The organism is Roseococcus sp. (assembly GCF_965227005.1).
Classification (GTDB): Bacteria; Pseudomonadota; Alphaproteobacteria; order Acetobacterales; family Acetobacteraceae; genus Roseococcus.
The window spans coordinates 1-16,392 of record NZ_CBDDFJ010000021.1; the positions used below are offsets into that span (position 1 = coordinate 1).

The window sequence follows — 16,392 nt, forward strand, 5'->3', positions numbered from 1 at the left end:
GCAAGCTCCTGGCTCTCCCCCTTCTTCTTGGTCAGGTGGTCGTAGAGCATCGCCTTGGCCAGGAAGTCGCCATAGTCCACGGCCTTCTGCAGGCCCTGGAAGAGTGCTGTGTCGCGGGTGATCATACCGTAGCGAGCCAGGGTCTCGAAGGGGCCCGGCAACTCGCTGACCTTCTTCTCGATGTACTCGCTGAGCTTGCCCGAGGTGAGCAGGATCTCGTCGCGGCTGATGCCGGCGTCTGAGATGGCCGTGAACTCGCCGGCCTCGATCAGCGGCCAGATGGACAGCCGCCGGTTGGCATCGGCGATCGAGCGCATCTCGGCCCGGATCTCGTTCGCGGCCGTCGAGCCCGGCGTGAGCTCCGCGACGCGCAGGTTCGCCTCAAGCTCGACCTCTCGCGCCCGGTTGGTGGTGTAGCTCTGCACCTCGACCAGCTTGCGAGGCATGCCGCGGACGATGTCCATCACCGGGACGCCCGTCATCAGCAGGTGATGCATGTTCGAGGCGAAGTTCATGGCCGGCACGACCACGCTCTTCACCACCACCAGCACCTTCAGATCCTTCACCACGCCCTGCACCCCGCGCTCGGCGTTCACCAACCAGCGGTAGGCGTTATTGCCCATCACGGACATCGTCAGCTTCCGAACCGCGTCCTGCGTCTTGGGCTCCCACCGGGTCACCCCAGTCCAGGCATCTCCTATCGAAGCGTTCCGGTAGCCGAGAACGTCGTTGAGCATGTCTCGGCGCACATAGAACGCCTCCTCCCCGAACTTCCCGACTGCGTAGTCCTTGGTATCCTTCGATAGAAGGGCCACAGCATCCGCCAATACCGGATCTTTACCCACTTCATATGGATCCAGGAGGTTGATGTAGTGCTTACGGCTCGTTGCCGGCGTCTTCATGTCCTCGACCCACTGCTCATGGATCTGGTTGATCGAGATGTGGTTCTGCTCCGTGGCGAAGCCCTCTTCCACCTGCCGGCCGCGCCACACACCGATCATGCGCGCCAGGTGGGTGTCCCGCTCCACCTTGGCCGCGATCTTGGGATCCACCGCCTTCTCGTAGGCGACCACCCGGCCCGCCTCGTTGAAGATGGGCATCATGTTCTCGTTGTTGGGCGAGCTCTCCCCGTAGGCGAAGAGATCCTTGGTGATCCGGAACACGCCCTTCTTGCTGAGCACCCGGCCGGCGACCAGCGTCCCCTCGGTGAAGCCCGTCTCGATCTCGACGCCGGAGGCCGTCTGCACGACGTTCTGCAGGATGCCCTGGTTGAAGGGCGAGCGTCCGGACACCGAGGCCATGTAATAGGCGCGCGGCACCGCGTTCGGCCCGGTGTAATCCAGGTCCGACCCAGCGTAGTCGGCCACCTTCACATAGCTCTTCGCCAGCAGCTCGGCGTGCTGCGTGACCGGCGCCACGATCAGGCTCGAGCCCGGCTTCTGCAGGCTCGGGATGCTCCCCTTGTAGTGGTTTACCTCGGCGCGGCCGGTGGCCTTGGCCATCTCGTCCTTCCGCTGGCCCACCAGGTAGGCGAGCGTGAACTCCATGCCCTTGGCCTGCCCCTGAGCCAGAGAGCTCACGCTGTCCCGCACGGACTGGTCCAGGCCCTGCACAGCGTAGAGCGAGATCAGCCGGTCCATGCCCTCGACGAAGGCCGGGTTCTTGGAGGCAGCGGGCCGGCGGCCACTGGCCAATCCCATGAGCTGCGACACGGCCGAGGCGTTGCGTAGCAGGAAGGTGCCCGTCACGCCGGTGTTCATGTGATGGGCGAGCTGCTTCGCCTTCTCGTTCATCTGTGTCCAGTCCTTGCCGGCCTGCGGCGCCAGCTCACGCTCCAGCTGTCCGATCGCCTGGCCCAACTCCTTGCCCTTGCCGAACAGCTTGAGAACCTCGCTCATCGGCATCTTGCCGACCAGCGCCGCCAGGTCCGTCTTGCCCAGGCCGTGGAAGAGGTCCGACCACTCGAGGTTCGTCAGCTTGCGGCTGAAGCTCTTCGCGATCGTGGACGGCACCTCCTCGCGATAGCGCTGGCGGGTCTGAGAGACCATCGAGCGCACCTTCTTGATCAGGTCATAGACGCCGGCGTTGCTCGACACCCGACCGACGAGATCGCCGATCAGCTCACGCACCGGCGTCCAGCCCTGCACGTCATTCATCAGCTGCAGGATGCCCACACCCACCTTGTCGGCGCGGTTCTCGTTCACGAGCGCCTCGGTCGTGTGCGCGAAAGCGGTCACGGCCTTGGTCCAGCGGGTGGAGTTCGCCCGCTCGGCCTTCTCCGCGGCGCGGCTCGCCTTGGCTGCCAGCCCCTGCAGGCCCGTGGTCACCTTCTCGTTGGTCTTGTCCACGAGCGAGCCCGCCGGCGTCATCACATGATCCAGGAGGGAGAGCTCTTCGAGGCTGGTCTTCTGGATCTGCTTGGACAGCGCATCCACCGCGGCCTGCACGTTGCGGCTCTTCGAGGTGCCGGACAGGCGCGCCGAGAGCTTCAGCAGCAGCTCACTGGCCTGGTTCTCGAGCGTCGCGTCGAGGCCGCGTTCCTTGTTCTTGGTGCCCTTGGGCAGACCCATCTTCGACAGCGCCGCGCGGAAGCCATCATCGACCGTGGCCAGAGCCAGGAAGACCGGCAGCCGCGACGACCGGCCGAAGCGATCATCGGTGGTGAGACCCCTGCCCTGCCCCATCACGAGATCCCACTGCGCCTCGGCCTTGGCCTCCTGGTTCGGGTCCGTGGACTTCGGATCGACCATCAGATCGCGGAAGGTGTGGTTGGTTAGGACGTGCGTGTAGAGGGCCTGGGCCACGGCCAGCGCCGGCCCGTCGATGGTCGCCTGGGTGGCAAGCGCCGTGACGATCGAGACGAAGGTGCTGCGAGCCTGCTGGCTCATATGCTGGAAGCCGTTGTCCATCGCCGACTGGGCATGGTCATGCGCCACCGTGATGGCCTTCTGCACGATACCCTCGTTCGCCGGCTTATTCGTCGGGTTGGCGTCGAGATGCGTGCCCACAACACGATCGAAGGCTTCCTTGATCTCGGTGAGACGCGAGTCCGCGACACCCGAGGATGTATGAGCCAGGGTCAGGCGCGCTCGGTTCTGCTGCAGCGTCGGGTTGCTGCGGACAATGACCGCCGTGTTGAACTGAATGTGGCTGAACATGTGCTGTCCCGGCTCAGAGACCTCCACACGGCCGAAGACCACCCGCTTAATCCAGGCGAGTGCCTCCTTCGTCAGCTTCACGAAGGGGTTCGCCGTGGTCTGGTTCAGCTGACGCGCGAGACTGCGGTTGGAGAGGGTCCAGGCCATGAACTCGTTGAGGGCCAGAGCCGTGCGCGTCGGGACATCCTGGCTCGTCTGCAGGTGCCCGCGGATCGCATCCACCGCATCCTGGTAGGGACGCTGCGCCGCGGCGGTCATTTCCTTCGGGTCCAGGTTCAGGAACTGGCTCATCAGCTCGCGCAGGCGCAGCACCGCCTTGCCCGCTTCCGTCGCCGGCGTCGTGCCGTCCTGCAGCTGCTGGGAGATCTCGAGCACCTTCTCGAAGGTGGCGGCGTGGATCACCTCATGGATGACCGTCTCCACCTCGGCGTCCGGGTTCCCCCGGTTGAGGATGTAGATGATGCTCTCGCTCGGCGAGGTCAGGCCGCGCGTGTTGGTGCCGAACTCAGGGAGCTCGTAGCCGTTCGCCTGGCTGTAGGCGTGCAGTTGCTCGAGCGTGCCGTGGACCACCGTGTAGCCCGAGATCGAGCGGCTGCGCCGGATCAGGTCGAGGATCTCGGGTCCGATGCCCTGCATGGCCTTGGTCAGGGCCAGGCCGGCGATCACTCGCGCGCCCGAGGCCTTGTCGATGCGGCCCAGCGCGGCCTTCTTCTTGGTGGCCGGAGTTGGTTCGGTCGTTGCCGCCGGGGTCGGCTTGGGCTCGAGAGCCAGGCGCTTCACTTCGAGGGCGGCCGCGATCGTGGCATGGTCACCGACCAGGCGCTCACCAACGAGCTGGAAGGGGGCGCCAGCGGCCGCCATCTGGTCCACGCTCTGTTGCACCGTGTCCATGGCCTTGTGCCGCGCCTCGACGCTGGCGGCGCTCTCGATCAGGGTCTGACCCAGGTTGGCCATGCGCTGCCGGATCGATGCCTCGTCGAGGATCAGATCCTTGGGCTCGAGCGTTCCGCGGAAAATCCGCGACAGGGTCACCCGCATTTTATCCGAGATCGACTCCTCAACCGAGGCTTCCAGGAAGCTGGCATAGGCCCTCTGGAGCGCGGCAAGGGGATTGCCCTGCCAGCTGGTGTGGACCGCCTGGTTCAGCGCCTGGCTGTCCTCGTCGATCGTGTCGAGAGGACCATGTACGCCGTCGAAGATGGCCAGGCTGCGTCCGAACTTGCCCGTCGTCAAAGCGGCCTGGATCGCGCGCCCGTCGCCGAAGCCGATATTCAGGCCCGGCATGGCCGCGACACCCACCGGGCCGGGGCCGTAGTGGAAGGCCGGCGTACTCTGGCGGCCCAGTAGATCGGTCGAGAACTGCCGCTTATCGTCGTCGGTCTTGATCTTGCCCGAGGGGTAGAAGGCCTGGTGCTCGGTCGTGATGAGCGGAGCCAGGCGAAGCACGTCCTTGTGCAGCTCCTCCTGCTCCTTTGCCGAGAGGTAGCTGTCCTCCGTGCGGGTCGGATCGGACTCCTTCAGCTGGTCGAGACGGTACTCGACGGCCTGGTCGTAGGCAGCCTCAGCGAAGGTCGCCATCGCCTGGGTGGACTTGATGATGAGCTGCCCAGCGTCGAAGACGGACTTGCCCAGGGCCTGCTGGATCGCCTGACCCATCGGACCCACGAAGAGCACGAGCATGTTCTGCTTGAGGTTGGCGAGCTGCCGCGGCGAGAGTGTGAACTTGGTCGGATCCAGATTGGCATCGAGCACCAGGCGGCCCGGCTTCTCCTGCTCCTTGGTGTACATGGACCCGTCCTTCGAGACGTGGACCGTGCGCGTCGTCAGCGTGTTGAAGGCGGTCACGAACCTGTCGAAGGTGGCCGCGGCCGCGTCGTCATCCTGGGAGAGATTGGCGAAGGTCGCGAAGCGAAGCGCGGAGTTCAGCCCCGCCCGCTCACGACCGGCGACGTTGGACATGCGCTCGTAGAGCGTCTCGGCGATCATGCCGACCAGCTTCTGCGCGATACCTGCGTTGCCCGAGCCGTAGATCGAGATCGTCATGGGGTTCTTCATGACGCCGCGGCCGAAGACTAGCTCACCCTTCTCCTCGTCGAAGGTGACGTAGCCCTCGGGGAACATGATCTCGGTGAGATCCTCGAGGGCGCCCAACAGGCCGAGCACCTGCTGCGCCTTGAAGGAGACCCGTTTGTCGGAGCCAGAGGCATCCTGCTCGAGCCCGCTGCGCAGCATCTTCATGAAGCTGGTGAAGCCGTCCGTGCCCACCCGGTACATATCGGCGCCGTCGCCCTGGAACTCACCGGGCCGGCCAGCACGCTGCTCATTCATGGTCTGGGGACCGTCGGCGTTCATCAGCCGGCCACCCTTGGCCATGTTGAGCACCTGCTGCTCGGTGAACTCGCCCACGGACATGAGGTTGATGGCGTTGATGACGCCGTTCGTCACGCCGTCGGCTTCCAGAGAGAGGCCGGTCCGGAAGTTGGTGAGGTCTTCCGCCCGCTCCATGCGCGCGAACTCCATGAGAGCATGGATTGCGATGGGGCTCAGCTCGATCTTGGCGTCGGCGAAGGTCTCCTTGATGACGCTCACCGCGTTCATCGGCAGCTTGCGCGAGTCCAGATAGGAGCCAAGGAGGTTGATGACCGGCCGCAGCGCGTCGATGCGTTCGTCCGCCTTCTCGGAGGCGACGGCATAGGGAAGCTCGTGGACCTTCACGCCCAGCGCCTGGCCCATGGCCAGCTGGAAAGCACGGGTGTGCTTGAGGTTCGCGCCGCTCAGATCGAGGTTCGCCCAGGTCGCGACCAGCAGCTCGCGCATCAGCTTGCTGGACTGCGGGGTGTAGCGGCCCAGCATCTGCAGACGACCCACCTTCGACACGTTGAAGGCGAAGTGGAAGGCGATGTCGGAGAGCTTGGTCTCCTCGCCCAACGACGCCGCAGCGGCCTTGGCCTCCTCGACGTAGGTCCGCATCTGGATGAAGGCCGACTGGATCGAGAGGTTCTTGCCCTTCATGGACTGCTGGTGGTTGGCGTTGAGACTCTTCCCCTCGAGATCCCCGAAGGCGAGCAGCTCCACCGCGCCCATCTCGTCCATCGCCGTGAAGAGATCGACCAGGGGCTCGTTGACCTTGAACTCGACCTTCGCATGCTCCTTCATCTGAGCCAGGTCGTCCTTGGTGTTATCCACCATGGGGTTGTTCATCTGGGTCGGAGCCAGAGGAGGCACCTCGCCGAGCTGCCCGATGTAGTTGACATCCTTCGGCTGCGTCAGGACCACACGCTCGATGAGGCTCAGATCCTGCGTCATCGCGCTGTCCGCCTGGCTCTCGTCCTGGGCCCGGAGATCGGGAAGCGTGAGGCGGGTGTAGCTCGTGACACCGGCGGACTTGTGCGCCTTGCGGTGCGCCTGCAGCAGCTCCCACTGGGCCACGGCCTTCGCCTCGTCGTCGCCGAGCAGCTTCATCTCCTTGGGATCGCTACCCTCCTCAATGACCGCGGCGACCAGCTCAGCCGTGTCCTGGTCCGTGGTCTTCGCCACCGTCACGACCGAGGGCACGAGCAGATCGTGCTCGACCATGGCGCGAATGACCTCCTTGGCCACCGCCTCGGGGATGCCACGCACCAGCGCATCGTCCACCGTGCGATCGCCGCGCAGGCCCCAGAAGCTGACGATCTTGTCGCGCAACGCGCCCGTGCCCTCGGACAGCGAGAGCGTGCTGTTGAGGTGGTTGAGCACGTCGCCCAGGCCCGTCATCTGGTCCTCGGGCAGGCCGACGATGTCCTTCAGATCCTCCTCGTCCAGAATGCGGCCGCCCATCTGCTGCCCGGTGAGCAGCCACTGCAGACCGGCGAGTACCGCGGACTCCGCGAGCTCCTGGTTCAGCACCAGCTTGCCGTCCACGATCTCGGTGATGTTGAGCAGCTTCATGTTCGGGAAGGAGGTGAAGCGAGCATCCTTCTCGAGGTTCGCCACATCACCCTTGAAGCGCTTCTCCGTCTGGAAGAAGGCATCGAGGTTGCTCTGCATCGTGGCGAGGATCTTCGGCGCGAGAGCCAGGTGGTCCTGATAGGCGGAAGCCATGTCCGGCGTGATCGTGCGGCGGTTGCCCTTGCCAGCGAGGAACTCAGCCAGCGCTTCGGGCGAGGTCAGCGCACCGCGAAGCAGGGTGAGAGGGGACTTCGCACCCATAAGCCGGCTCAGCTTCTCCTTCGGCAGCTTGAAGGCGCGCTTCAGCTGGTTGACGACGGTGGTCCCTTCCGCCGAGCCAAGGAGGTTCGGGAAGGCCTCGTCGATCGTCGTGGGCTCGGCCTTGGTCTCAGCCGCGTCGTCTTCTTCCTCGGTTGGCTCGGCCTTATTCGTGGCCTTAACGATCGCCTGAATGCGGCTCGCCATCTCCTGGTAATTGGCGCGAATATCCTTCGCAGCCTTTACCAGGACCGCATCTCCGCTCTCCATCTGGGCCTTGGAGGCCGTCTTGGCGGAGTCCTCCATGTGCGCGAGCACCGTCTCAACGATGTCGAGCCGCCCGTTGGAAGCCACATATTCGACACCGGCGATCAGGGCATCAGCTTCTTGCTGGTTCCCTGGATCCTGAAGAATATCCCGTAGAGCATCGAAGAGCTTCTTCTCATCGGGCTTCAGCTTAGAGAAACCACCTCGACGATCAGCGAGCTTGTATAGGTTCTCCTTCTCGACCTTCAGCTTATCGAGGCGAGCTTCCAGATCCGGGTCAGCCGCGTTCCCGGTTGGTTCTGGCGGCACACCCTGCGGAGGCACAGTCGGAGCAGCAGAAGATTCTGCCGGCTTCGCCGCAGGAGCAGAACCCTGCAGGGGACGCACGCGCTTGCCCGACTGGAACTCCGCGGCGACCGTCGCCGGCTTGCCCTCGAGCAGCGGGTTCAGCTTCACGTCGAGCGCCGGCGCTCCACCGAGATCGGGGAAGCCCTCGCGAAGGCCGTTGTAGATGTCCACCAGGCGCTGCGCCTCGATCGCCGTGCGCTGGGCCATCTCGATGGAGTTGGCGTTGGTCGGGTGGACGGCGTGGCCGCTGGCATTGGTGTACCAGTTGTTCTCCTGCACACCCTTGCGGAACAGGCTGAGCGCCTCGTAGGGGACATTACGCCCACCACCCTGCTCGAAGTGCTGGTTGAAGGCGCCCACCTTGTTCTTCATGTGCTTCACGAGCAGCTGCAGCATCCGCAGCTCACGCTTGGCCTGGGGCACATCACCCGCACGCATGGCCGCAGCAACCGCCTTGGCCTGGCTCAAGGCGGAGACAGGCGCACCGGAGTGGGTCTTCTCGTCGGTGAGGATGCCCTTCGACACGCGATCCAGCGGCTTGCTGTGACCGAGCGCGTCATGGCGGTCCACTGCGCGCTGGTTCCCCTCGAGGAGCGCCTTTACAGCCAGCAGAGAGTTGCGCTGAGCCGGCGTGATCTTCAGCCGAGGTGCTGCTCCGTCCGACGGAGTGACCGAATGGGCCAGCATCTGCACGACGGTCTTGATGTTCGCATGCTCGGGATCGACGATCGCCGCGGCCGCAGCCACCTGCGCCTGACGCTGACCCTCAGCCGTGTCCAGGTTCTCGGGCGTGATGTCCTGGGTGAGCTCGCCCTTCTCCTGGGCCTGGGTCAGCATCTGCTCACCGAGCTGCACCGCGCGCTGGAAGCCTGGGCTCGAGCGCGTCTGGGTGACCAGGCCGAGGAAGCGGTCCACCATCTCCTTGCCCGGCGTGCCCTTCTCGAGCTGCAGGTCGGCCGGATTGGTGAAGCTGAGCTGGGCGATCTCGTCCTGCACGCCCACCATGAGCTGCGCGGCGAAGAGCCGATCCTCCTGGGAGACCTGGTTCCCCTGCGCTGCCCCGCCCTCGAGCATGCCGTGCAGCCGCTCGATGAGGTCCAGTTTGTCGGTCGAGCCATCGCCCAGGGAGACCACCGAAGCCGGAGCGCCGGTGTCCACGAGCTCCTGGTGGTTGTAGAGCAGCGCACCCTGCAGCCGATCCACGAGGGTGTTGCCCTTCTCCACGCTCGCCGGCGTCGCGTTCGGCGCCTGCTCGATGGCCTGGCGGATCTCCGGGATCGTCTCGGGGGCCTGCAGCTGGGTGACCACCTGGTTCGTGGCTTCGCGCGTCGCAGCATCGGAGACCGGCGAGCTGTTCTCGTTACTAGCCAGCAGGGCATCCACCCGGCGGACAGCGGCGCGGCCGACAGCACGGGCACCCGAAGCCAGGCCTTCTCGCGCGATGCCCGGCGCCTGCATTGCCCCCGCGGCACCGAAGCCGCCGAGCGCACCCAAGGACACCTGCTCGCCGACACCCTGAGCCAGGGAGCGAGACTGGTCGGCGATCATCTGCGTCGCGAGGTTCTGGGAGATCTGGCCGGCACCGCCCTGCAGCGCCTCCTCGACCATCTCCTTGCCGATGTTCCCCAGGCCCGTCATCAGGTTGGGCACCCGCATCGGGTTCATCTGGAAGCGTTCCACCAGGCGACCGGCCGCCAGAGCCGCAGGCGCGGTGATCGCCGCTGCGGCCAGGCCCGTGTTGTTCGCGATCGCGTTGCGCGCCTCGGTGTGGCCCATGCCGCTATCCCGCAGCGCGCGGTAGGCCGGGGAGTTCGCCTGCAGCTGGGACTCCGTCATGTCGGAGATCTCGGCCGCGGTCTGCTGATGAGCGCCGGCGGCTTCCGTCAGGCCGATGCCAAGGGTTCCCGCGTTCCGAGCCAGAATAGGAGCTGCCCGGCCGAGCACCTGAAGACCCTTGCCCACCGCGCCAGCTGAACCAAAGGAGCCGACGGCATTCGCGATGACGCTCGAGGCAACGGTCGGATCGGACAGGGCGCTGAGGCCCACGTCCCGCGCGTCACGGAGAATGCGGCGACCGCCGGCGATGAGGCCGTCCGAGTTGTCGTTCGGGGCTTCACGGGACTCGAGGAGCGCATTGTCCCGCGTGGCAAGTTCATTGCGGCTCTCGAAGGCCCGGCGCCGCGCCTGAAGATCCTCGGACTGGTTCCCGGCCAGCCAGTTGGTCCCTTCGCGCACACCACGCGCCACGGCGACACCGGCCTCGTTGTTGAGGAGCCCCGCGCCAAGCGAGACGACACCGCCCAGGCCGCCCATGAGCCCCGAGCCGACGTCGATGGCGGTGTCACCCAGGGCCTGGCCCGTCGTGCGCGAGCCAGAGAGATCGCGGCGATAGGCGTTCTCCGCGGAGATCAGGTTCGCCCGCGCGTCCGGGTCGGTCACATCGTCGTAGGAGCTGGTCGCGAGATCCTGCTCAGCAGCCGGAGCAGAGGTGACACCCGCGCCCGTGATGCGCGACACCGCGGCATTGCGGAAGTTGATCCCTCCCAGCTCCTGGCGAATGGCGGCCGAGGCCGACTCTACCTCTGCTTGCTTCTCGACCGCGACCGAAACAGGTGCCGAAGCAGCATCACGGAGAATATCGCTGGCGCTGAACGACATATGTACCTCGGCAAACTGTGGGAGTTGCCGGGCAACTTACTGTTCGGGACCAGTAAACAGAAGGACCGTGCGACTGCACGGCCCTCCTATACGTCCTAGTATTGTCTCTATTCTCTCAAATATAAGAAGGAGGAAGCCTCAGAACCCCAGAGGCCGGTCCCGTGCTTCGCGAGCAGCACGTATCCGCGCAGCAACTGCGGCGCTCGCCGGCGGCACCGCTGCCGGGCTCGAGCGGCCGGGGATCGGAATGCCCGGCCCGTAGTCTCGCCCGTAGTCGAAACTATCGGGGATGTTCGGATCGCTGGGCGCACGCGGCACACCGACGGCGATCATATCCTCGAGCTTCGAGCCGATCTTGCTGCCCGTCTGGTTCCCACCCGCCGGCGGGGAGGGTGTGTAGTTCGGCCGGTTCGCGGGCCGCTCGGCTGCGGTGACCGCGCGCTGAAGGGCGGCCGCAGCTGCGTTGTAGCGGGCCTCCATCACCGGGACATACCGATCAGCGCCGGGGATAGCAGCTGCTCGAGCACGCGCCTGCTCGAGAGCCTGGCTCGCCGCTCCAACCGCTTCGTTGGCCGTGTTCAGGGTGTTGGCCACCGACGAGCGGTTGCTGTTGATCAGCGAACCATCGCGGCGCGTATTCGCCCGGATGGCCGCGATCTCCTGGTTCAGGCCGTCGCGGTTCATCGAGAACTCGGGACTGCCGAAGAAGCGACCGATCGGGCCAGAGGGACTTGCCGTCCCGTACTCACGAAGCAGTCGGCCGGCCAGCGCGTAGTTGCGCGTGGGCAGCTCTTGCACAATGCGCTGGAGCTCGGTGTTGATCTGCGCTTCCGGCGCCGAGGCGAAGCGCTGACCCTGAGCTCGCAGGCCGGTGAGGACCGCTTCCCGGCTCGACGGCGCCGCTGCCAGTTCCGCATAGTCCGCGGCGATGCCCGGCGTGATGTCCTCGGCCTGGCGCTCGGTCACCCGGTTAAGTATGGCGGACACCTCTGTCGTGCGTGCCCGCTCCGCGACGCGGAAGTCCGCCGGGGTCTGTAGGGCCGCCGCGATGAGATGACTCGGCATGGAACCAGGCTGACCAGGAGCTGCGGCTGCCGTGCCAGCCGGCGCCGGCCCATCGGTCTGGGCCGGGGGAGCTGCATCGGGGCGATAGTTCGGGTTCGCCGAAGTCGGCCGTCGATCTGCGCCAGCAGCTGCGGCAAGAGCCGGCCCAGCCCCAACAGGTGCGGGCGACGGGGGAGCACCAGGCCCGGCAAAGTCCGACCCACCCGTGCGAGCAGCGGCGCCACTCGGCTGAAAACTGCCGGCCCGATCGGACACGGAGCTGACGAAGGTCGGACTCGTTGCATACCCACCACTCTGCAGCCCAGCCGCGAAGCCCTGGGCGTCGGTTCCTCGAATGCGCGCAGCCACCTCCGGCCGGCGTTCGACCCAGGAGGCGTACCGATTGGCGAACTCCTCGGGCGAGCTGAAGTTCAGGAAGCGCTGCCGGATGGGAGTGCCGTTCGCATCCCGATCGCCGCCCTCCGTCGCATCCTGGCTCGCGAGCGCCGTCATGTTGCCGAGATTGTTGCGGCCGGCGAACTTCGACCCATTGTGCGTCTCGAGGGACCAATGCGCGAGCACCGCCTCGGGCGACGTGCCCAGGCGCCGCGCCACCATTTCTGCAGCCGGCCCGAACTCCTGCGAGAACTGGGCGTCCGTGCGCGTGCGACGCTGGATCTCCGTCGGCGCGTTGCCGTCGGCACCCCGAAGATGCTGATAGAAAGAACCAGGGGTGAAGGGTGTCGTCGAACGCACCGGCGTGGCGGAAGCAGCACCAGGCGGCGCAGCAGGGAGCGAGGACAGGATCTCGGCGTAGCCCGGCGCGGTGCGGACCTGCTGCGGCGACACACCCCAGCGCGCGGCAAGGCGAGCCTGGGCCGCCTCACGCGCACCGTCCGAGATATTCCGGTTCTGGTCGAGTAGGGCGAAGGCCGTCGTTGCGTCGGGCGCGCTCTCAAGGGACTGCGACAGGGCCCGGCCATTGCGGACATCCGCCTCGGTCTCGAGCCTGGTGTTGCGCGCCTCGACACCGTTCGTCAGGCTCAGGCGGCCCGCGGCATTTCCGAGGAGACGTCCCTCCTGTTCCACAGGGAACCGCGCCGCACTCTGATCAAAGTCCTGGGTCTGCCCACGGACCTGCCCCTCGCGGAACTGCTGATCCAGAGGCGCCATTGCCCGGCGCTGGTCGAGCTGCTGCTGACCCGTGGCCTGGTTGAGCAATGAGGTCGCGCGGTTGTCGAGCGCGGTCGCGGCCGCCGGATTGATGAGACCCCGGTTCACGCCATTGAAGAGCGCGCCGGAAGCTTGGGCTGCCCGCAACTCCTCGGGAGTACCATAATTCAGCGAGTTGTTGATGAGCGCCGAGGCGGCCTCGTCGTGGCGGCCGGTGTCGAACTTGGTGAGCGCGTCACCCATACCCGAGAAGGCACGGTCGAATGAATTGCCGGCGATACGTAGCCCTTCCAGCGAGCCGCGGAAGTCGGGGGCAGCGACGTTCTGCCAGGTGATCGGATTGGCCATGGTCGTGCTCCCTTATCGGCTCAGCCGGTTGCGGGCGATGTAGTCATCAATCTGCCCCTGGCTCTGACCCTCGGCGACACCGCGCGACTTGGCCCGATCCTCGAGGCGCGTGTTTAGCGTCTTGATCTGGTTGTTGAGGTTCGCATTGCCGATCGTCTTCATGAAACCTAGCTGGTCTCGCGCCAGGCTATTCGCCTGGAAGCCATTCCAGAGGTTGGAGAGCGTGCCAAGGCCACCGAGAGCCAGCTGCGCCGTGGGCACGTTGAGACCGAAGCCGCCTCCCGCCCCAGCCACTGCCCCTGCTGCGGTTCCATCACCGGGATTACCACCCAGGGAGAAGCTGCTTCCAGGCGGGGTTGCCCCATTGAAGCCGAGCGTGCGGCCAATGGATCCCAGGTTCATGCCGCCGGCATAACCGCTGTTCCCCATGACGGGGCCCAGTCCCTGGAAGCCGACCTGATCGGCCGTGTAGGGCGTGGGAGTAATGGTCTCACCCATGATGAAGATCCCTTGTTCTCAGGTAGGAGGTTCGGTCTGCAGGGTGATGTCCGTGAAACTGGAAACCATACCGAGAGAGAGGTCGGCAATGTCGTCCCCAGTCATCAGGGTTCGCCCCAGGAAGCTGTCCAAGGACTCTTGCACTCCAGGGTTCTGGGAGTTGAGGAGCACTTGCTGCATCGTTATCTCATGACCTGCCCCAAACTCTTGCTCAAACTTGGCCGAGAGTTCCTTGGATTGGTCGCTCAATGCGCGCAACTCCGCTTGACCAGCGGTGATCATCTCCTGCGTGTCGGCACGGAGGTATGCGCTATACCCGTTGCCTGCTGCGATGGAGAGTTTCATCAGGTTGTCTGCGCGCATCAGGTCGCCGAAACTGGCCGTGACGCTGCTGAGCCCTCCGGACATGATGGCCGTGCCGACCTGAATGGCGACGACGCTGGCGACCGCACCGATGATCGCCCCGATCTTGTCACCGAAGATGGCGGTCGAGACGCGCGTGATGATCTGGACGACCAACATAGCGGCCACTGCATTTGCGACCGCACCGACAACCGTGGCCACAATGCCGCTGAAGCCCAGGGAAGCACCCACTGCGCCGTTCGCGCCGAGCAGTCCGACCGACCCTGCACCCGCTCCACCCGTGACGACGGTGATCACGATGATGACGACGACCAGCAGGATCTTGAACCAGGCGGTCTGATACCACTTCTGCTTCACGATCTGGTAGCAGTTGAAGACCAGATAGCAGCAGCTCGTACTGAGCTGCGTGCTGTGGATGAGCGGCATCCGCTTGTAGATGCCCTCGTGCAGCGGGATCAGGAACCCCGACTCCTCGCTGTTCCCCAGAGCCTCGGCCGCGCTGATGTTCACGCTCTTGCCGGCGTAAACCATGTTGACGTGGTTGAGGCCGCGGATCTCCAGCCGGCGCCAGGTGTCGGCGTCCTCCTGCCACTGGATGCGCGTGATCCCCAGGTCGAGCTGATCGAAGATCGTGCCCCCGGTCCCGTTCCAGCTCCAGCCCGAGGCGTCGTCGCCGGCGGCCGTGGTGATCTGCAGCTCGCCTGCGCGAGCCCCGCCCCAGGCTTGGCCCGAGTGGATCGTCTCCTTGATCGAGCTCCAATTCACCGTCATGTCGTAGTTGACGCCGCCATTCGAGGCATGCCGGATCGAGCCAGAGGGAGGCTCGACGAAGGTCGGCAGCGGCGGCTCGGGCGTCCCGAAGAGCGGGTTGGCGCTATCGTCCTGCGCCGCGCGCCAGGCGTTCCAGGTGTCCACCTGCGGCCGGATGACGTTGTAGTTCGTCCACCAGGCGTCGTAGCCCGCGCCGGTGAGATCCTGGCCGACCATGATCTCCTGGAAGAACTCGTAGATGTAGCGCTTGCCGGCGTTTTCCTTGGTGTTCAAGGCGACGCCGAAGCTGACATAGACGTAGTCGAGGTCTCGGACGTTCGGGTTGTCCTTCACCTTCTGCACGAGCTCGGTGTAGCTCGCGCCCATGGCTCGCTTGACCGCCTTCACGTTGCTCTTCGCCGTGCCATCCCAGACCGTGCCGGGTTCGACCCAGACGGAGTTGAGGTAGATCGGGATACAGGGGAAGAACTCGCCGGTGTTGCTGGACGTCCGGAAGAGGCTGTCGAGCGCGCCGTTGCCCGAGCCCTGCCGGTAGATCAGCATCTGGCCGGGGCCCCAGGCCTTCACCGTGTCGATGCGGGAGTCGGTGTGGTAGCTGCGCGTGAAGGAGAGCGCCTCCGTCACGGTTGTGGTGACCGTCGTCTTGGTGACACCGGCGATCGTCGTCGTGACCGTGCTCGAGGTCGTGGTGCTGCCCACCACTCCGACCGTGTTCCGGTACTGGACATCGTAGCGCGATTGGGTCGAACCAGCCCCACCACCGCCCCCACCCGTTCCAAGGAAGGTGGTGCGCTCCCAGGAGCTGGCGATGTTGTTGTAGGGCGTCAGCGTGTTCGTCGGCGTCACCACTGTCTCGTCCGGACGCCCATCGGAATAGGTGCTCACCGCCGTCGAGGTGGTGTTCAACGTCGCTGATAGCGGCGTCGTCACCGAAGAGAGGTTGGACCAGCCCGCGGTACTGGGGAACGATCCGGTCGAGCCAAGGGAGATGAGCGGTCCGAAGGTGGTCGGGCCCAGCTCGCCGCCGGTGGTCTCGAAGTAGGAGGCGTAGAGGTACTGCGCCCCGGCGAGGAAGCCCACCGGAGAGAAGGTATGCACCGATCCGCCAAGCCGGTGGATGGTGATGATCGCGCTGCCCTCGTCGAAGTCCGTGGTGAAGGCCGTGTCGATCTCATCGGGGAAGTTGGCCAGCATGAACTGGTCGGCCCAGCGGCTGTAATCCGCGCTCCCTATCGTGGCAGCCAGCACCTGGATGGTCGCGCCGGGACTCACCGGCAGCTGCGACGTAAGGATCCCGACGTCCACATCCACCGAGAGGTTCAGCTGGCCCGCCGACAGTCCCAGGGAGGTGCTGTAGCCGGACGTGCGTGCCCACCGCGCGAAGGACCGCAGCTTCATACCCGGCCCGTTCAGGTAGTCGTAGGAGAGCTCCTCCGAGAAGCTGTTCCCCTTCGGCACGAGGATGTAGCCCTGCGCGACCGTCTTCAGGAAGTCAGGCCGCAGGTTGATGTCGCCTGCCAGGTTATAGACGACCGACGAGACCGTGATCGTCTTCTTGCTGCTGAAGAGGCCCACGGCG

The 16,392-nt window shown here is 65.5% G+C and carries 4 protein-coding genes; all 4 read right to left on the bottom strand.

The features are described 5' to 3' along the window. Positions 1–10,475 (bottom strand): hypothetical protein (locus ACO057_RS11125; protein WP_421991623.1); only part of this gene is annotated, 10,475 nt, incomplete at its 3' end. A gap of 279 nt (positions 10,476–10,754) precedes the next feature. Next, positions 10,755–13,181 (bottom strand): glucosaminidase domain-containing protein, encoded by a 2,427-nt coding sequence (locus ACO057_RS11130; protein ID WP_421991625.1) that lies wholly within the window; start codon positions 13,179–13,181, stop codon positions 10,755–10,757. Positions 13,182–13,193: 12 nt separating this feature from the next. After that, positions 13,194–13,679: a hypothetical protein gene (locus ACO057_RS11135; protein ID WP_421991627.1), complete on the bottom strand. Its 486-nt coding sequence runs from the start codon at positions 13,677–13,679 to the stop codon at positions 13,194–13,196. Between the two features lie 18 nt (positions 13,680–13,697). Continuing rightward, complete coding sequence (locus ACO057_RS11140; RefSeq protein WP_421991629.1) at positions 13,698–16,388, bottom strand: hypothetical protein; 2,691 nt, start codon at positions 16,386–16,388, stop codon at positions 13,698–13,700. Positions 16,389–16,392: the final 4 nt, after the last annotated feature.

Coding starts and splice junctions, on each gene's coding strand:
- ACO057_RS11135 (WP_421991627.1), bottom strand. CDS start 13,679: ATGGGTGAGACCATTACTCCCACGCCCTACACGGCCGATCAGGTCGGC.
- ACO057_RS11130 (WP_421991625.1), bottom strand. CDS start 13,181: ATGGCCAATCCGATCACCTGGCAGAACGTCGCTGCCCCCGACTTCCGC.